This is a genomic window from Sulfitobacter dubius, from assembly GCF_900113435.1.
Taxonomy (GTDB): domain Bacteria; phylum Pseudomonadota; class Alphaproteobacteria; order Rhodobacterales; family Rhodobacteraceae; genus Sulfitobacter; species Sulfitobacter dubius.
In genome coordinates, this window is record NZ_FOPG01000003.1 from 602,411 (window position 1) to 619,533 (window position 17,123).

The 17,123-nt window shown below is 63.2% G+C and carries 19 protein-coding genes; 11 read left to right on the top strand and 8 right to left on the bottom strand.

The features are described from left to right. Nucleotides 1-331: 331 nt before the first annotated feature. The 6 genes from BM229_RS15450 to BM229_RS15470 all read left to right on the top strand — a co-directional run bounded on the left by BM229_RS15450 (nucleotide 332) and on the right by BM229_RS15470 (nucleotide 2,912). Entirely contained in the window at nucleotides 332-586 is a 255-nt protein-coding gene (locus tag BM229_RS15450; protein WP_093928517.1) for a hypothetical protein, read from the top strand. A 182-nt stretch (nucleotides 587-768) separates the two neighbouring features. Beyond that, nucleotides 769-1,518 (top strand): ChaN family lipoprotein, encoded by a 750-nt coding sequence (locus BM229_RS15455; protein ID WP_244152219.1) that lies wholly within the window; start codon nucleotides 769-771, stop codon nucleotides 1,516-1,518. 10 nt (nucleotides 1,519-1,528) lie between these two features. Further along, nucleotides 1,529-1,855 carry a heme-degrading protein HmuQ gene (hmuQ, locus tag BM229_RS15460; protein ID WP_093928519.1) on the top strand — a complete coding sequence of 109 codons (327 nt, stop codon included), beginning with the start codon at nucleotides 1,529-1,531 and terminating at the stop codon, nucleotides 1,853-1,855. Nucleotides 1,856-2,016: 161 nt separating this feature from the next. Beyond that, nucleotides 2,017-2,193 carry a hypothetical protein gene (locus BM229_RS18280; RefSeq protein ID WP_167360268.1) on the top strand — a complete coding sequence of 59 codons (177 nt, stop codon included), beginning with the start codon at nucleotides 2,017-2,019 and terminating at the stop codon, nucleotides 2,191-2,193. 5 nt (nucleotides 2,194-2,198) lie between these two features. After that, nucleotides 2,199-2,363, top strand: a complete 165-nt coding sequence (locus tag BM229_RS15465) for a hemin uptake protein HemP (protein WP_093928631.1) — start codon at nucleotides 2,199-2,201, stop codon at nucleotides 2,361-2,363. 90 nt (nucleotides 2,364-2,453) lie between these two features. Then, a complete protein-coding gene (locus BM229_RS15470) occupies nucleotides 2,454-2,912 on the top strand; it encodes a YqaA family protein (RefSeq protein WP_476755914.1) in 459 nt (152 codons plus the stop codon). Between the two features lie 9 nt (nucleotides 2,913-2,921). Here the strand turns inward: BM229_RS15470 and BM229_RS15475 are convergent, their stop codons facing one another. Next, the gene (locus BM229_RS15475; protein WP_093928521.1) at nucleotides 2,922-3,443 is read right to left on the bottom strand and encodes a cell wall hydrolase; all 522 of its coding nucleotides are present in this window, start codon (nucleotides 3,441-3,443) and stop codon (nucleotides 2,922-2,924) included. A 183-nt stretch (nucleotides 3,444-3,626) separates the two neighbouring features. On the opposite strand from BM229_RS15475, the gene BM229_RS15480 reads away from it, so the two are divergent. Continuing rightward, nucleotides 3,627-4,316, top strand: a complete 690-nt coding sequence (locus BM229_RS15480; RefSeq protein ID WP_093928522.1) for a UTRA domain-containing protein — start codon at nucleotides 3,627-3,629, stop codon at nucleotides 4,314-4,316. Between the two features lie 31 nt (nucleotides 4,317-4,347). On the opposite strand, the gene hutU is transcribed toward BM229_RS15480, so the two are convergent. The 4 genes from hutU to hutI are packed head-to-tail and all read right to left on the bottom strand — an operon-like array spanning nucleotide 4,348 to nucleotide 9,552. Further along, on the bottom strand, nucleotides 4,348-6,015 hold the full coding sequence (gene hutU / locus BM229_RS15485) for a urocanate hydratase (RefSeq protein WP_093928523.1): 1,668 nt from the start codon (nucleotides 6,013-6,015) through the stop codon (nucleotides 4,348-4,350). Further along, on the bottom strand, nucleotides 6,012-6,812 hold the full coding sequence (gene hutG, locus BM229_RS15490; protein WP_093928524.1) for an N-formylglutamate deformylase: 801 nt from the start codon (nucleotides 6,810-6,812) through the stop codon (nucleotides 6,012-6,014). Before hutG ends, hutU begins: the two co-directional genes overlap by 4 nt. Continuing rightward, the gene (gene hutH, locus BM229_RS15495) at nucleotides 6,809-8,347 is read right to left on the bottom strand and encodes a histidine ammonia-lyase (protein WP_093928525.1); all 1,539 of its coding nucleotides are present in this window, start codon (nucleotides 8,345-8,347) and stop codon (nucleotides 6,809-6,811) included. Before hutH ends, hutG begins: the two co-directional genes overlap by 4 nt. Next, nucleotides 8,344-9,552 (bottom strand): imidazolonepropionase, encoded by a 1,209-nt coding sequence (hutI, locus tag BM229_RS15500; RefSeq protein ID WP_093928526.1) that lies wholly within the window; start codon nucleotides 9,550-9,552, stop codon nucleotides 8,344-8,346. Before hutI ends, hutH begins: the two co-directional genes overlap by 4 nt. A gap of 86 nt (nucleotides 9,553-9,638) precedes the next feature. Here hutI and BM229_RS15505 point away from each other — a divergent pair, with 86 nt between their 5' ends. From BM229_RS15505 to BM229_RS15520, 4 genes are all read left to right on the top strand, one after another. Further along, on the top strand, nucleotides 9,639-10,997 hold the full coding sequence (locus BM229_RS15505) for a formimidoylglutamate deiminase (RefSeq protein ID WP_093928527.1): 1,359 nt from the start codon (nucleotides 9,639-9,641) through the stop codon (nucleotides 10,995-10,997). Between the two features lie 112 nt (nucleotides 10,998-11,109). Next, entirely contained in the window at nucleotides 11,110-11,328 is a 219-nt protein-coding gene (locus BM229_RS15510; protein WP_093928528.1) for a hypothetical protein, read from the top strand. Between the two features lie 123 nt (nucleotides 11,329-11,451). After that, on the top strand, nucleotides 11,452-12,441 hold the full coding sequence (locus tag BM229_RS15515; protein ID WP_093928529.1) for a glucokinase: 990 nt from the start codon (nucleotides 11,452-11,454) through the stop codon (nucleotides 12,439-12,441). A gap of 47 nt (nucleotides 12,442-12,488) precedes the next feature. After that, nucleotides 12,489-13,766: a glycerate kinase type-2 family protein gene (locus tag BM229_RS15520; protein ID WP_093928530.1), complete on the top strand. Its 1,278-nt coding sequence runs from the start codon at nucleotides 12,489-12,491 to the stop codon at nucleotides 13,764-13,766. 1 nt (nucleotide 13,767) lies between these two features. Here BM229_RS15520 and BM229_RS15525 read toward each other — a convergent pair whose 3' ends face one another. The 3 genes from BM229_RS15525 to pcaD all read right to left on the bottom strand — a co-directional run bounded on the left by BM229_RS15525 (nucleotide 13,768) and on the right by pcaD (nucleotide 17,115). Continuing rightward, entirely contained in the window at nucleotides 13,768-14,859 is a 1,092-nt protein-coding gene (locus tag BM229_RS15525) for a Zn-dependent alcohol dehydrogenase (protein ID WP_093928531.1), read from the bottom strand. 72 nt (nucleotides 14,860-14,931) lie between these two features. After that, nucleotides 14,932-16,152: a TCR/Tet family MFS transporter gene (locus BM229_RS15530; protein ID WP_093928532.1), complete on the bottom strand. Its 1,221-nt coding sequence runs from the start codon at nucleotides 16,150-16,152 to the stop codon at nucleotides 14,932-14,934. A gap of 159 nt (nucleotides 16,153-16,311) precedes the next feature. Continuing rightward, nucleotides 16,312-17,115 (bottom strand): 3-oxoadipate enol-lactonase, encoded by an 804-nt coding sequence (gene pcaD, locus BM229_RS15535; RefSeq protein ID WP_093928533.1) that lies wholly within the window; start codon nucleotides 17,113-17,115, stop codon nucleotides 16,312-16,314. Nucleotides 17,116-17,123: the final 8 nt, after the last annotated feature.

Below are 17,123 nucleotides of genomic sequence, written 5' to 3' on the forward strand. Positions count from 1 at the left end.
TTTGCCGCTATTTGTTGGGCGCATTGGCCGTCTAGAGCATGGTTTGAAGCAGTTGGTGCCGCGTGACTTGTGGGAGGTTTTTGTAGGTGAAGGCAGCGTTCGTAACGCTGCGCAAATCCAGCCATGGCCAGAAAAATAAGGGGCTAGGGAACAAAATGCCGCGTTTAATGCTTTCACCTACAAGGCGGTTCAGATAGGGGCGCATCTGGTCCAGCCGCGCGATGCTGCGCGGCAGACATTATATCTCAGGCGAGTTCACTGGCCGCGCAGTGCCAAATGCAGGCGCCCGCCGGTGATACGGCCCCCGACAAATAGGTTAAGGAGCGCGCTTATGGACGCCCAAATTGTTGCATTTCTGATTCTGTTGCCGATCACTCTGGTTTTTGTCTACGCAGGCATTCACGAGTTTCAGCGCTATAAAAGCGAAGGCAAGGCGAACTATGGTTTGGTGTTCGACGAAGAAAGCGGCACCACACATGTGAGTGGTATTGCCGAGCATGAAGATCCCTTTGACCCCGAGGATTTCGATCCGAACAACTACAACGATCCTGATTTGAAGACCGATGCCGACGAGGTAAAGTCCTAAGCTGAAGTCGGCTGGTTGGACAGTGAAGCGCATAATACCATGGCCCTTTGGCCTGCTGCTCAAGGCAATGTTTCTTAAGAACGTTAGCGTGCCTATGGATGCGCGCTAGATGTTTCGGCATGATTACCCTCGGGGGGTGCTCTCAACTTTCGGGCATTCTGTTTCTGCCAAAGAGGACGCCCATGCGCCTAACCGCTTTTCTGCTTTGCTTTGCAATGTCTGCCGGGGCTGATCCATCCGCCGATATCGTGATCTTGGGCGAGGTGCATGACAATTCGCACGCCCATTTAGAACAAGCTGCCGCGGTGAAGGCGTTACGCCCTACGGCTGTTGTGTTCGAGATGCTAACCGCCGAAGAAGCCGCCAAAGCCGATGCCGACCGCAGCCAGATTGCACAGGCGTGGAGCGCGAGCGGTTGGCAAGACTTCAAAATCTATGCACCAATCTTTGACGCTTTGGGCGCGGCGCGTATCATCGGTGCTGCAGCCCCGCGCGAGGCGGTGCGCAGCGTTTTTAATGATGGGCCAGCTGCGCTTTTTGGGCCTGAAGCGGCGCGCTTTGGCCTTGATCAGCCGCTGCCTGAAGATCAGCACGCCGCGCGGGTTGAAGGGCAGTTTGCAGCGCATTGCAATGCCATGCCGCGTGAGATGATGGGGGGGATGGTTGCCGTGCAGCGCTACCGCGACGCCACATTCGCCCGCGCGGCACTGGACGCGCTGGAGACCTACGGCGCACCCGTGGCCGTCATCGTGGGCAATGGTCACGCGCGCACCGATTGGGGGATTCCGGCCCTCATCGCCCAAGCCGCGCCCGAGGTGACGACCCACGCCATCGGCTTTGTCGAAGCAGCAGGCGATACGCCTTTCGATGAGACACATCTCATCCCGCCTGTCGCACGGGAAGACCCCTGTAAATCCCTGACCAAAAGCTAAAGGATATCCCATGTATCTTGCCATGAACCTTTTCACCGTCTTGCTGGAAAACGCTGCCGCTTTCGAAGACCTTTGGCTGAACCGCGAGAGCCGTTTGAAAGATACCGAAGGGTTCGTCTCTTTCCACATGCTCAAAGGGCCGGAGGAGGAGGGGGAGATCCTCTATGCCTCGCATACTGTATGGGAGAGCGAGGCGCATTTCCGCGCTTGGACCACAAGCGGCGCTTTTCGTGCGGCGCATTCCCGTGCGGGGCAAACGCGCAAACTGCATGAGGGATCGCCGCGTTTCGAAGGGTTTCAAGCCATCCAAAAGATTGAGGCGCCCCGTTCAGTGTGAGCGTTGAAAGGCGCGGTTTCTATACTTGACTAAAATAATCGGATTAAGTAGCGTTCACATGTGCCCGGTTGTTTTGCCGGAAAGTTAAGCAATTTACGCCGCAACCGTCCAAGCCACCGCCTGTTCGGCAGCCCGGATGTCAATGGAAAGGAGCCCGCCCCGTGAGGACACCCGTGACCACGCCCGAGCCAATGGCCCATGCCCGGCTACGCACCCCGCCCAGCAACAGCTGGCGCGATATCGCGCTGAACAATGTTGACCACGGCCCCTGTGATGGGATCGCGCTTGAGCACCTTATTGATCTGCAACGTACGCACCAAATCGGAGAAGAACGATGAGCCTGATGCAAAAGCTGCCCGATCCATCGCCTGCGAGCCAACCAGTTGAGGCGGCTGTTCATGACGCCCGCGCGCTGGTCCCTAACGGCACCACAGCCAATATCGTTCTTGATGGTCAGACCTATACGCTGCGCATCACACGGGCGGGGAAATTGATCCTGACCAAGTGATCTGCCCGTCTTGGACAGCTCATAGCGCGCTGCGGGGCAAACTTTGCTGGCTTGCTCTGGCGTGAGGCGGCCTTTACGAACGCGCCATGTTTGGCCCGCGCTCTTTTCACCCGTTTGACCGCTGACATGTTGGCGCTGTCGAGCCTGTTTTTTGCGGCGTTGCTGGCGGCGACGTTAATCCCCGCACAATCCGAAGCGTTACTGTTGGGGCTGATGTGGTCCGGCGGGCATGCGACCGCGCTGCTGTGGCTGGTGGCGACGCTGGGCAATGTTCTGGGGTCGGTGATGAACTGGCTGCTGGGGCGCTACCTCATCCATTTTGCCGATCACCGCTGGTTTCCCTTTTCGGCCAAGCAGATGGCCCGCGCCTCTGGCTGGTATCGGCGTTGGGGCTATTGGAGCCTGCTGGCCAGTTGGGTGCCGATTATCGGTGACCCGCTGACCTTGGCCGCAGGCATGCTGCGCGAACCGATTTGGCGATTTCTGGTGATCGTCACCTTTGCCAAAGGGGGGCGCTACCTAGTGCTGATCTTGGTCGCAGGTGGCTAAATGTAAGCGTCAATGCGGCGTGATGCCTTCGAGCGGCGGCAGCGGGTTGGGGGTGGTCACCAGTTCGGGGCGACGCTTTTCATAAAAGGCGTTACCGCCCGCCGTCACCACATAATGCATGTTGTTGTAATTCGCTTTGTACCACGCAGCGTGGAAGAATTTGGCGCGGGTGACCTTGGGGTGCCGTTCGCCCTGAAGGACCGCCAATGCAGACGCGCGGGCCAGCGGCGCAGAACGGTCGTTCATCGGTTTGGTCATAACGCCGGGGGCGAATTGTTTGGGCTGGCCCACCACCCCGCAGACCGTATTTGGGAACGCCTCTGAGTGGACCCGGTTCATCACCACATTACCCACGGCGATCATCCCATCACGGCTTGACCGGTTGGATTCGAAATACATCGCGCGGGCCATACATTCGAGCTCGTCCCCCGGCACTGCGACCAACTCCGTCTCTTTGCCACCGCAGGCGGCAAGCAGGCCAAAGCCCAGCAACAAAGCGGCGGTGCGGAAGTTCAAGGGCTGAGCGCGCATGGGTGGCCTTTCGGGATCAGGAGACTGCGTGGCCAGCAACTTTTCAGCAAACGCCGGGCGAGGCAAGAGCCATGGCGCCGCCCCGGCGATTTCCCCCCGGCGGCGCCTTTGTGGCGCTTGGGCTATGCTTTGACCTAGTGTAATGCTTGATAAAACAGTCATGAACCCAGCAGGGCCGTTCTTATGAAAGTCACCTACCGGGATGTCAAAACCGACATCCTGTCAAAGATCACCAAGGGTGAGTGGCCTCTGGGCAGTCTTGTGCCCAATGAGGTCGATCTGGCCGAGACCTATGGCTGCGCCCGCGCGACGGTCAACCGCGCCATGCGCGAATTGGCCGATGAGGGGTTTATCGAGCGCCGCCGCAAGGCCGGGACGCGGGTGCGGATGGCCCCGGTGCGGCAGGCGCGCTTTGACATTCCGCTGGTTCGAGCCGAGATCGAAGAGAAGGGCGCTGATTATCGCTATTCGCTGGTCAGCCACGCGGTTGAGCCTGCGCCGGACTGGCTGCGCGCGCGGCTGAAACTGGACGCGGGTGGTGAGGTGTTGCATCTGGTCTGTATGCATTACGCCGACGGCGATCCCTATCAATATGAAGACCGCTGGATCAACCTTGCGACCCTGCCGCAGGCGCGAGAGGAGGATTTCGCAGAGGTGGGGCCAAACGAATGGCTGATCTCGGCGATACCCTTTTCGGATGTGGAAATCAGCCTCTCTGCCGGACTGGCCGATCAGCGGCTGAGCGAGTATCTCGGCTGCGCCCTAGGCGATCCGGTTTTCACGGTCGAGCGTTCGACGTGGTGGGAGGGGCAGGCGGTGACCTATGTGCGCCTGTCCCATCGCCCCGGTCACCGGCTGACAACCCGCTATTGATGCGCCGCCACGCTAAGGCGGCGCGTGAGGTTCAAAGGATGCCCGGCAGGTTCAGCCCGTGTTCGCGGGCGCAATCAAGCGCTTCGTCATAGCCCGCATCCGCATGGCGCATCACGCCCGTCGCCGGGTCGTTCCACAGCACCCTTTCGATGCGACGGTCGGCGTCTTCGGACCCGTCACAGCAGATCACCATGCCGGAATGCTGCGAGAAGCCCATGCCGACCCCGCCGCCGTGGTGCAGCGACACCCATGTGGCGCCCGAGGCAGTGTTCAAAAGCGCGTTCAGCAGCGGCCAATCCGACACGGCGTCAGAGCCGTCTTTCATCGCCTCCGTCTCGCGGTTGGGCGAGGCGACGGAGCCGCTGTCGAGGTGATCGCGGCCTATCACGACCGGCGCGCTCAGCTCGCCAGTGCGGACCATCTCGTTGAAGGCAAGACCGAGGCGGTGGCGCACGCCGAGACCCACCCAGCAGATCCGTGCGGGCAGCCCTTGGAAAGAGATACGCTCCCGCGCCATGTCGAGCCAGTTGTGCAGATGTGTGTCTTCGGAGAGGATTTCCTTCACCTTGGCATCGGTCTTATAAATATCCTCAGGATCGCCCGAGAGTGCCGCCCAGCGGAACGGCCCCACGCCCCGGCAGAACAGCGGGCGAATGTAGGCGGGGACAAAGCCGGGGAAGTCGAAGGCGTTCTGCAACCCTTCCTCCAGCGCCATCTGACGGATGTTATTGCCGTAGTCGACCGTGGGGATGCCCGCGGCGTGGAAATCGACCATCGCCTGCACCTGCAGCTTCATCGAGGCGCGGGCGGCCTTTTCGACCGCTTTGGGGTCGCTCTCGCGTTTTTCGCGCCATTCGGCCATGCTCCAACCCTGTGGCAGGTAGCCGTTCACCGGGTCATGGGCCGAGGTTTGATCGGTGACGATATCGGGGCGGACCCCGCGTTTCACCAGTTCGGGGAAGACATCGGCGGCATTGCCCAAGAGGGCCACGGACTTCGCCTCTCCGGCTGCGGTCCAGCGGTCGATCATCGCCAGCGCCTCATCAAGGCTGTCGGTCTTTTCGTCGACGTAGCGGGTGCGCAGGCGGAAATCGATGCTGTCGGGGTTGCACTCCACCGCCAGACAGCAGGCCCCGGCCATGACAGCCGCCAAGGGCTGCGCACCGCCCATGCCGCCCAAACCCCCGGTGAGGATCCATTTGCCTTTGAGGTCGCCGCCATAGTGCTGGCGGCCTGCCTCCCCGAAGGTCTCATAGGTGCCCTGCACGATGCCTTGCGAGCCGATGTAGATCCACGATCCGGCGGTCATCTGGCCGTACATCGCCAGACCCTTTTTATCGAGCTCGTTAAAGTGATCCCAATTCGCCCAATGCGGCACGAGGTTGGAGTTGGCGATCAACACGCGCGGGGCGTCTTTGTGGGTTTGGAAGACACCCACGGGCTTGCCCGATTGCACGAGCAGCGTTTGGTCGTCTTCGAGCGCGCGGAGCGAGGCGACGATCTGGTCATAGTCCTTCCACGTCCGCGCGGCGCGCCCGATGCCACCGTAGACGACCAGCTCATGCGGGTTCTCGGCGACATCTGGATGTAGGTTGTTCATCAGCATCCGCAGGGGCGCTTCGGTAAGCCAGCTTTTCGCCGAAAGCTCGGTGCCGGTGGCAGGATAGACGTCACGGGTGTTCTTGCGCGGATCGCTCATGCTGTGCCTTTCAGGGTAGGGGCCATCGCGGCCAGAGTTGTCAGAATGTCGGTCAGGTGCACGCGCAGGCGCGCAGATTTTTCGGGGTCATAGGGCCAGGGCGGGGATTCGACGCTGAGGTAGCTGCTCTGCGCCAGTTCCATCTGGATCGCGTGGATCCCTTCGGCGGGGCGGCCATAGTGCCGCGTGGTCCAGCCGCCTTTGAAACGTCCGTTGGTGACAGAGGTATAGCCGGGGGCGGCGGCGCAGATCTCCGCGACGGCGGCTTCGATCTCAGGCGCGCAGGTGGAGCCGAGGTTCGTCCCGATGTTGAAATCGGGCAGCGGGCCGTCAAAGAGGAACGGGATCAGCGAGCGGATCGAGTGGCAGTCATAGAGGATTGCGACCCCATGCAGGTCGCGGACGCGGGCCAGTTCCGCCTCAAGCGCCGCGTGATAGGGTGCATGATAGGCAGCACGGCGGGTCTCAATCTCGGCGTCATCGGGCGGGGTTGTCCAAGTGTCCTGCCCGTCGAAATCCGTCAGCGGCACCAGCCCGGTGGTGTTTTGGCCGGGGTAGAGCGATGCGCCCGAAGGGTCGCGGTTGGCGTCGATCACATAGCGGTGGAAGGTCGCGCGCACGGTTGTCGCGCCGGGCAACAGCCCTTCGTAAAGGTGATGGATATGCCAATCGGTATCCGCCAGTTCGCGCCCGCGCGGGTTGAGATCGCGGCGCACCGTGTCGGGCAGATCGGTGCCGGTATGTGGCAGGCCGAGCACGATAGGGCTGTCGCCGCGGGTGATCTCTACCGGGGTCATGTGGAAAGCTCCGGCATTTCGATGGCGGCGGCGCGGGTGATCTCACCTCCGGCCACCATCCGTGCCGAGCGTTCCAGATCGGGGGCGAGGTAGCGGTCTTCATCCAGCGTCGCGACATCCTTGCGCACCCGTGTCACCACGCGCTGCAAAGTCTCGCTGGTGGCCAGCGGCGCGCGAAAGTCGATGCCCTGCGCGGCGCAGAGCAGTTCCACGCCGAGGATACGGTTGAGATTGTCGATCATCTGCCCCAACCGCCGTGCGCCATGGGCGGCCATACTGACGTGATCCTCTTGGTTGGCCGAAGTCGGCGTGCTGTCGGTGACGCAAGGATTGGCGAGGTGTTTGTTCTCGCTCATCAGCGCAGCGGTGGTCACTTCGGCAATCATATAGCCGCTGTTGAGGCCGGGGTTTGGCGTCAGGAAGGGCGGCAGGTTGAAGCTGAGCACCGGGTCGACGATCAGCGCCACGCGGCGCTGCGCGATGGCGCCGATCTCGGCCACGGCCAGCGCGATCATATCGGCGGCGAAGCCCACCGGTTCGGCATGGAAATTACCGCCAGAGACGATCAGGTCTGCGCCGACCAGCACCAGCGGGTTGTCGGTGGCGGCATTGGCTTCGACCTCAAGCGTGCGGGCGGCCATGCGCAGCACGTCCATTGCGGCCCCGGTCACCTGTGGCTGGCAACGGATGCAATAGGGGTCTTGCACGCGGGCGTCATTCGCCACGTGGCTCTCGCGGATATCCGAGCCGTTGAGCAGGGCACGCATCGTCTCGCCCGCCTCGATCTGGCCGCGATGGCCGCGCAGGGCGTGGATCTCGGGTTGAAGCGGCGCGGTGGAGCCCATGATCGCATCGGTCGACAGGGCCGAGATCACTAGCGCCGAACTTGCGGCCCGCCATGCGTCAAACAACCCCGCCAGCGCGAAGGCGGTCGAAAATTGCGTGCCATTGATCAGCGCCAGCCCTTCCTTGGGGCCGAACTCAAGCGGGGTGAGACCCGCGGCGGCCAGCGCCTCGCCGCCGGGCATGACGCGGCCCTCAAATTCCGCCTCGCCGTGGCCCATCATCGCGGCGGCCATATGGGCCAAGGGGGCCAGATCGCCCGAGGCACCAACAGAGCCTTGCGCCGGGATCACCGGGGTCACGCCCCGCTCCAGCATGGCTTCGATCAGGTCCACGACCTCAAGCCGCACGCCCGAGGCACCGCGCCCGAGGCTCAGTAGTTTGAGCGCCATCAAGAGCCGCGCATGGCCGCGCGGGATCGCGGGGCCAACGCCGCAGCAATGTGACAGGATCAGGTTGCGTTGCAGGGTGGCCGTGTCTTCCGAGGCGATTTTGACCGAGGCGAGCTTGCCGAAACCGGTGTTCACGCCGTAGACGGCATCCTCTCCCGCCACCGCTTTGGCGATGCGCGCATGGGCCAGCTCAATCGCCGGGCGGCAGGCGGGGTCGAGCCTCACCGATGCCTCTTCGCGGTAGATGCGGGCCAGATCGTCCAAAGTGGCCGCGCCGGGGGTGAGGGTCAGGGTGGTCACGATTGGCCTCCGAAAATGCGAGAATGAAGCGGGTTGAAGCCGATGCGATAGGCAAGCTCGGCAGGGTGTTTAATGTCCCAGACCGCGAGGTCGGCGCGCAGGCCGGGGCGGATCATGGCGCAATCGTCCAGCCCAAGCGCGCGGGCGGCATGTTGCGTGGCGCCGCGCAGCGCCTCTTCGGGCGTCATGCGGAACAGGGTGCAGCCCATGTTAAGCGTCAGGAGGAGGGAGTTGAGCGGCGAAGACCCGGGGTTGATATCCGTCGCCAGCGCCATCGGCACGCCGTGTTTGCGCAGCAGATCAATCGGGGGCGCTTGGGTTTCGCGTAGGGTATAAAACGCACCGGGCAGGATAACCGCGACAGTGCCGGCCTCGGCCATCGCTTTCACGCCGTCCGCGTCAAGGTACTCGATATGATCCGCCGACAGCGCGCCATAGGAGGCCGCGAGTTTCGCGCCGCCGAGGTTAGACAGTTGTTCGGCGTGGAGTTTGACCGGCAGGCCCAATTCCCGCGCCACATCGAACACGCGCGCGATCTGGGCGGGCTGAAAGGCGATGCCCTCGCAGAACCCATCAACTGCATCGACCAGCCCTTCGGCATGGGCGGCGCGCAGGGCGGGGATGCAGACCTCGTCGATATAGGCGTCGTCACGCCCTGCGTATTCGGTAGGCGTGGCATGGGCGCCGAGGAAGGTGGTGCGCACCCGGATCGGGCGCTGGTGGCCCACGGCGCGGGCGCTGCGGAGCATGCGCAGCTCGGTGTCGATATCCAGACCGTAACCGGATTTGATCTCGATCCCCGTGACGCCTTCGGCGATCAGCACATCGACGCGGCGCAGGGCATCGGCCAGCAGGTCGGCCTCACTGGCGGCGCGGGTGGCGGTGACGGTTGAGACGATGCCGCCCCCGGCGCGGGCGATTTCCTCATAGCTGGCCCCTTCCAGCCGCATCTCGAATTCACGCGCGCGGTCGCCGCCGTGGACGATATGGGTGTGGCAGTCGATCAGACCGGGGGTGACGAGGCGGTGGCCGAGCGATTCTGTCGGCTGGTCGCGGTAGGCGCGTGGCAGTTCAACGCGCGGGCCGACCCATGCGATCTGGCTGCCGGCAATCGCAATCGCTGCATTCTCAATCATTCCATAGGGTTCCGCGCCGTCCAAGGTCGCGGCGGTGAGGTCGATCAAGACCCGGTCATGCTCTGTCATCTCTATCGCCCCCTCCTGAGGTTTTACTTTTCTAACGCGGTTTTAATTGTTATATGTCTATACATAAAAAAACGAAAGGCCGTCAAATGATTTTCGCCAAACACGCAAAACTGCCGCAGGGCTGGGCGCGGGACGTTCGGATTACGGTGGCAGAGGGCCGCATCACGGCGGTGCAGACCGGTCAGACGCCGCATCCTGACGACAGCCGCGTCGAGACCCTGCTGCCCGCGCTCGCCAACCTGCACAGTCACAGCTTTCAACACGCCATGGCCGGGATGACCGAGGCGCGCAGGGCGGGCAAAGACAGCTTTTGGACGTGGCGTGACCTGATGTACCGCTTTACCGCCCATCTTACGCCCGCACATATTGAGGCCATCGCCGCCTTTGTTTTCCTTGAGATGCAAGAGGCGGGTTTTGCCAGCGTGGGCGAGTTTCATTACCTGCATCACCAGCCCGACGGCACGCCCTATGATGATCTGGGGGAGCTCTCGGCCCGGATCGCGGCGGCGGCGGCGGAGACGGGGATCGGCCTGATCCATCTGCCGGTGCTCTATACCTATGGCGGCGCGGGGCAGGTGCCCTTGCAGGCGGGGCAGGCGCGTTTTGGCAATGGGGTGGCGCAGTTCAATGCGCTGGTGGAGCGAGCGAAACGGGCGGTGGATGATCTCGCCCCAGACTGTCGTGTGGGCATCGCGCCGCATTCGCTGCGCGCCACAGCCCCGGCGGAACTGGCCGAGGTGCTGGCCGCGCATCCCGAGGTGCCGACTCATATCCACATCGCCGAACAGCCTAAGGAAGTCGCAGACGTCTCGGACTGGCTCGGCGCGCGGCCGGTAGACTGGTTGCTGGCGAACGCTGAGGTGAACGAGAGTTGGTGCCTGATCCATGCGACTCATATGACCGAAGCAGAGACGGCGGCCATGGCCCGCACCGGCGCGGTGGCGGGGCTCTGCCCGGTGACAGAGGCGAATTTGGGCGATGGGCCGTTCAACGGGCCGGGCTACCTCGCCGCAGGAGGGCGGTTTGGCATTGGGTCGGATTCTAACGTGCTGATTTCATTGACCGAAGAGTTGCGCACTTTGGAGTATTCCCAACGCCTGCGCGATCTGGCGCGCAATGTGATGGTGCCGGACGAAGGCTCGGTCGGCGAGGCGCTTTATACCGGGGCCGCCCGCGGCGGGGCGCAGGCACTTGGCCGGGGGCGGGGCGAGATTGCGGTAGGCGAATGGGCTGATCTGACAGCAATCGACAGCCAAGACCCGGCGCTTTGTGCGCTGCGGGCAGATCAATTTCTTGATGGGCTGGTCTTTGCGGCGAAGGACCGGGTGGTCACTGATGTCTGGTCAGCGGGGCGTCATGCGGTATCAGGCGGGCGGCATCGGCAACGCGATGATATTGTAGCGGGTTACCGCCGTGCGATGGCAGAATTGACGGCGCTATTGTGAAACCTTCCGGCCCTAGGGAACTTTGGCGCGGGCCATTGGGTTTGCTCTGTAACAAGGGCCGCGCTGGGCGCGTTGCACATCACTGACCGGGGTAAGCGAAAGGGAGCGGATCATGAGTCCACCAGACACAAATCTGAAGAAGCAAGAAAACCGTCACAAATGGCCGTTGATCGGCATGGCGATCGTTGTGCTCTTTGGCATCGGGATCATTGTATTCTGGACCGGTGAAGAAGTCGCGACGGCCCCCGGAACCGAAGACGAAGTAATCGTCGACGATGGCACCGGGATTGAGGGCGACGACACGGCCACCGTGCCTGTTGCACCCGACTAAGACATAAGCGCCCCGCACGGGGTCAAGGCCCGGAAGCAGATTGCTTTCGGGCCTTTTGCCGTTTGACCTTTGCTGATTGCGCGGGTCATCTAGCGACAGCATTAAAGGCATCAGGGCAAACATATGTGGTATCTCGTGGGGGACATCGGCGGCACCAATCTGCGGCTGGCGGCGGTTGATATGGCAGGCAACTTGCAAGCCCGAAGCGCGCATCCCACCGATGCTCTAACCGCGCTGCCCGAGGTTTGTGCCGCGTTATGTGCTAAGATGGGCAGTGCGCCGGAAGGGGTTGCCGTGGCGGTGGCCGGGGTGGTTGTCGACGGGCAGGTGCGGATGACAAACGCCGACCGCAGTATTTCGCGCGATGATCTGGCGGCGGCATGTAAGGTCGCGCCATCAGAGGTGTTGCTGCTGAATGATTTCGAGGCGGCGGCATGGTCACTGGCCACGCTTGACCCGGCGAAAGTGACCTATCTTCAGGGCGGCCCAGAGGCGCAGCCGGGGCCACGGGTGATCATTGGGCCGGGAACGGGCTTGGGGGTTGGTGCTTTGGTTTGGCACGGCAATCGACCTACGGCAGTGCCGGGCGAAGGCGGTCATGTGCGCCTGACCCCGCATAGCGCCGAGGAAATTGATTATTTCAGGGCGTTGGTTACTTTATGGCCAGAGGTCCAGTTGGGCGACCAATTGGCGGTCGAGGCCGAAGCGATCCTGTCCGGCACCGGAATGCCATATTGGTACCGCGCCATCGCAGAGGCACGGGGCGAGGCGGTAGACCTAGAGAGTGCCGCGGCGATCTTTGCAGCGGCTAAGGCCAAAAGCGACGCCAACGCTTGCCGCGCGGTGGAGTTAATGGTGCGCTATCTGGGCGGTGTCGCGGGTGATTTGGGGTTGGTCATGGGCGCGCGTGGCGGGGTTTTTGTGACCGGCGGTGTCGCGCAGCAGAATGAGTGGATCTTCGACGATGCCTTTCTGGCGGCATTTAATGCGGGCGGGCGGCATAGCACATGGCGCAAAGAACTGCCGTTGGGCCTTTGCCAAGACCCGGATTTCGGCTTGCTGGGGGCGCGGAACTCTTTGTTTGTGCATCGGGATCAACCCCTGCCGGATTGACAGTACGCCCCGCGCGGCCATGATCGCCGCAGCAGCCGGAGTGCCCAATGACCCAACTTGATGACCCGAAACGCCAGTTCCTCGTGGACCTTTTTGACACTGCCGTCGCCGCCGCCGACCCGCGTGGCATCTTGCCCGATATGCTGCCGCCCCCGGCCAAGGGGCGCACGGTGGTAATCGGGGCGGGCAAGGGGGCCGCGCAACTGGCGCAGACCTTCGAGGCACTTTGGCCGCATCCATATGAAGGTGTCGTGGTGACACGCTATGGCTATGGCGCGTCTTGTCCTCGCATCAAAGTGTTGGAAGCCGCCCATCCCGTGCCCGACCAAGCCGGGGTAGAGGCCACACGGGCCTTGCAAGATGCGGTGCAGGGCTTAGGGCCAGAGGATCAGGTGATTGCATTGATCTGTGGCGGAGGGTCATCGCTGTTGCCCGCGCCGCCCGAGGGGCTGACGTTGGCAGATTTGCAGGAATTGAACTCTGCGCTCTTGGCGTCCGGCGCGCCGATCTCGGTCATGAATGACATCCGCAAGCAGTTCAGCACGGTCAATGGCGGGCGTTTGGCAGAACTGGCGTATCCGGCTCAGGTGATTAGCCTTATTGTTTCGGATGTGCCGGGGGATGATCCGGGGGCTGTCGCCTCTGGCCCTACCGTGCCGGGACGGCGGTCTGCGGAAGAGGTGCTGGAGGAGGTTGCGGCGCGTGGGCTGGAGCTGCCGTCTCGTTGTATGGCGTATCTAAAAGAAGCCGCGCAGCAGCCTGCGCAAGACGCACCCAGTAACACAACTACGCATATCATTGCCTCTGCGGGCCTATCGCTCGCCGCCGCTGCCGAGGCTGCCCGCGGGCGTGGCGTGAACGCTTGGGTTCTGTCTGACGCGGTCGAGGGCGAGGCGCGGGAGGTGGCGCTGGTTCATGCGGCCTTGGCCCGGCAGGCGCAAGAAAGCGGCTTTCCCCATCTCGCGCCGCTGGTTTTGCTTTCGGGCGGAGAGACGACGGTCACGCTGCGTCACAAGGGCCGGGGCGGGCGCAACAGTGAGTTTGCCCTGTCGCTGGCCCTTGCGATGGAGGGGCAGGCGGGGATCACGGCGCTGGCCGCAGACACCGACGGCATCGACGGATCAGAGGACAACGCCGGGGCCTTTGTCGATGGAAGGACAGGAGCCGCGATGCGCGCAGCAGGCGTGGATCCGCGCGGTGCGTTGCAGCGCAACGATGCCTTCGAGGCGTTCGAGGCGATTGACGCGCTGTTTCACACCGGCCCCACCGGGACCAATGTGAATGATTTCCGCGCGATCTTGATTGGCGACCTGCCGGAGGGCTAAATCACTCAGGTTGATTGAACAGGATCACATTGCGCCGCGCGGCACCGGTTTTGGTGTCGGCAATCGCTTTGTTGATCTGATCCAACCGCCAGCGCCCTGAGATCAGGCTGTCGAGTTGCAGACGCCCCTGAAGATAGAGGTCAACCATCCACGGGATATCCCGCTGGATCACCACATCGCCCATTTTGGAACCAACCATGCCTTGCCCCAAGGCCGCAAGGACCACCGGCTCATAGCTGGCCTCGGCCCCGCTATGGGGCATGCCGACCATGATCACCCGGCCCCCGGCGGCAAGGTAGCGCGGCGCGGTTTCATAGGCGGGGATCGCGCCCACGGTGACGATCACGGCATCTGCCCCGCGCCCCATGGCTTGGAGTGCCGCGCGCCATGGCTTGGCCTCGGTCGCCAGCACCGTGTCGGTCGCGCCGAATTCGCGGGCGATGGCGAGTTTATCTTCGGTCATATCGACCGCCACGATCCGCCGAGCACCCGCGATGCGCGCGCCTTGGATAGCGTTCAACCCGACGCCGCCCGCGCCGATCACCACCACGTCTTGCCCCGCGCGCAGCCCCGCTGCATTGACCACAGCGCCGACACCGGTGATGACGCCGCAGGCGATCAGGCAGGCGGCGTCTTTGGGGATGTCATGCGAGATTTTCACGATCTGTGAGCGGTCCACGACCACCTTTTCGGCAAATCCGCCGGTGTTCATGGCTTGGTAAAGCGGTTTTCCGTCGGCGGTTTGTAACGGACCTTCGGGCGCTTGCGGTGTTTCGCAGATGACCGGCTGGCCAGAGGCGCAACTGGGGCAACTGCCGCAAGCCCGGATCAGGGTGACCACCACGCTGTCGCCAACCCCAAGCCCTTGGACGTTTTCCCCAACCGCGCTCACGCAGCCTGCGGCCTCATGACCATAGACGGCAGGCAGGGTGCCGCCCCATCCGCCGTCGGCAAAAGAGATATCAGAGTGGCAGATCGCCACGGCGTCCAAGGTGACTTCGACCTCGCCGGATTGCGGTGCGCGCAGGCGTATGTCTTCGACGCTTAGTGGGCTGTCAAACGCATGGCAGACGGCGGCTTTGATGGTTTGCAATGGCCTGTCCTTTTTACTCGGTTTTCGCCAGCCTGACGCGGATGGGCCTATGGTGCAAGCAGGGGAATAGGCTCAATCGAGTTTAGGCTTGCTTTGTGACGTAGGGGTAGGGCGGCTGGCAAAGATGATCAGCCCGCCGCACGTCAGCAGCAGCGCCAGCAAAAAGGGCGCGCCGGGCAGATAAAGCGCGGCACCGGGCGCGGTGAAATAGGCAAAGACCGCTGTCATCGTCAGGGGGGAGATGATCATTGCCAGCGCGGTCGAGGAACTGAGCGCGCCGTGCAATTCGCCTTGGGCATCGGCGCTGACGCGGGCCGACATGATGCCTTGGAGCGCCGGGGGAATCACGCCCGCAAGCGCGGCAAGCGGGATCATGATCAACGCCCAAGTGCCCGAGCTTAGCAAGGTCAGCGCCGCAAAGGCCGCGAGGGCAAAGACATGGCCGATGATTACCGTGCCCCGCGCGCCAAGGCGGCGCAGCACTGGGCCGATCAGCGCACCTTGGACGAGTGCCATCTGTATGCCGAACAGACCCAGGGACAGGCCGATCATCGTCGGGGACCAGCCAAACCGTTCGACCCCGAAATAGGCCCAGACCGCCGGATAGGCGGCAAAGCCCACATGATAGATGAAATAGACCAAGAGCATCCGACCGATGCCCGGCAGACGGCCAAGGGCATGCAGCGCGCCCAGCGGGTTGGCGCGACGCCAGTCAAATCTGCGGCGTTGCGTCTGGGGCAGGGTCTCGCGCAGGACGCGCCATCCGAGGGCGGCATTGCCTGCCGCCAGCACCGCCGCCGCCCAGAAAGGTGCGCGGGTGCCGTATTCGCCCAAGATACCGCCCATCAGCGGCCCCAAGACAAAGCCCGCGCCAAAGGCCGCGCCAATCAGTCCAAACCGCGCCGCGCGATCCTGCGCGGGAGAGATATCAGCCATATAGGCCGATGCCGTCGCATGGGTCGCTGCCGTGATGCCACCCACCAGCCGCCCGATCAGCAGCAGCCAGATGCTGCCCGCTAGTGCCATGACGCCGTAGTCTACAGTCATCACCACCAGCGCGAGCAGCAAGACCGGACGGCGGCCAAAACGATCAGACAGTCCGCCCAGAACGGGTCCGAAAAGGAATTGCATCGCGGCAAAACCAGTCGCCAGCACACCACCCCAAAGGGCGGCATCGCTCAGCCCGCCACCGCGCACTTCGCGGATCAGGTCGGGCATCACCGGCAGGATCAGACCGACGCCCATGGCATCAATCATCACCGTCAAAAGGATAAAAATCAGCGGCAGCGGCATCCGGTTAGAGGTGGTCCGCACGGGTGGCAAAGGCAAGGGCGCCCGGTGCAAGGCGACGCGGCTGCGCATCGGTCCGGGTGCGGTCGGGGCCAGTCGGCTGGGCGCAATTTGCCTGCCCGTCGCGGAAAGCAGGGGTGTCGTGATCGCATGGCACCATGCTCAGCCCTGCGCCTTGGGAATATGCCCGACGTTGGCAAGGAATTCGTTCAGTATTTCGGCGTATTCTTGCGGTTGCTCGACGCAAGGCAGATGCCCCGCGCGGCGGATCAGCTTGAACTTGGAAGCGGGAATTAGGTCCATCAGCTCGCGCACCAGATCAGGCGGGGTGGAGCCATCCTCGGTCCCCGCGATGCCAAGCGCGGGCAGGCGCAGGCCGGATGTCGGGGTCATGAAGTCACTGTGCGAGATCGCCGCCGAACAGCCCGCATAGCCCGCGTCCGGCTGGCGGGTGAGCATGTTGCGCCACAGCGCCAGCTCCGGCGTCGCGCGGAATTGGGGGGAGTACCAGCGCTCCATCACCGCGTCGGCAAGGCTTTCGATGCCGCCCTGTTCCACCGCCGCGATCCGCTCAGCCCAGATGTCACGGTTGCCGATCTTGGTGGCGGTGTTGCTCAGCACCAGCGCGCGGATCATGTCGAGCCGTTTGACAGCCAGTCCCTGCGCGATCATGCCGCCAATCGACAGGCCGACAAAAACGCAGTCGCGGACGTTTAGGTGGTCAAGCAACCGCTCGGTGTCGGTAATCAGCGATCCCATCGAATAGGGCGCGGGCGGGCAGGACGACAGTCCATGGCCGCGTTTGTCAAACCGGATGATCCGCAGGCCGGGGGCGAGCAGCGGCAAGATCGGATCCCACAGGCGCAAGTCGGTACCGAGCGAATTGGCAAAGACCACAGGTGCGCCATCTTCCGGCCCATCAACGCGGTAGTGGAGTTGCACCTCGCCGGTGTCGAAAATGCGCATGGGTCGTC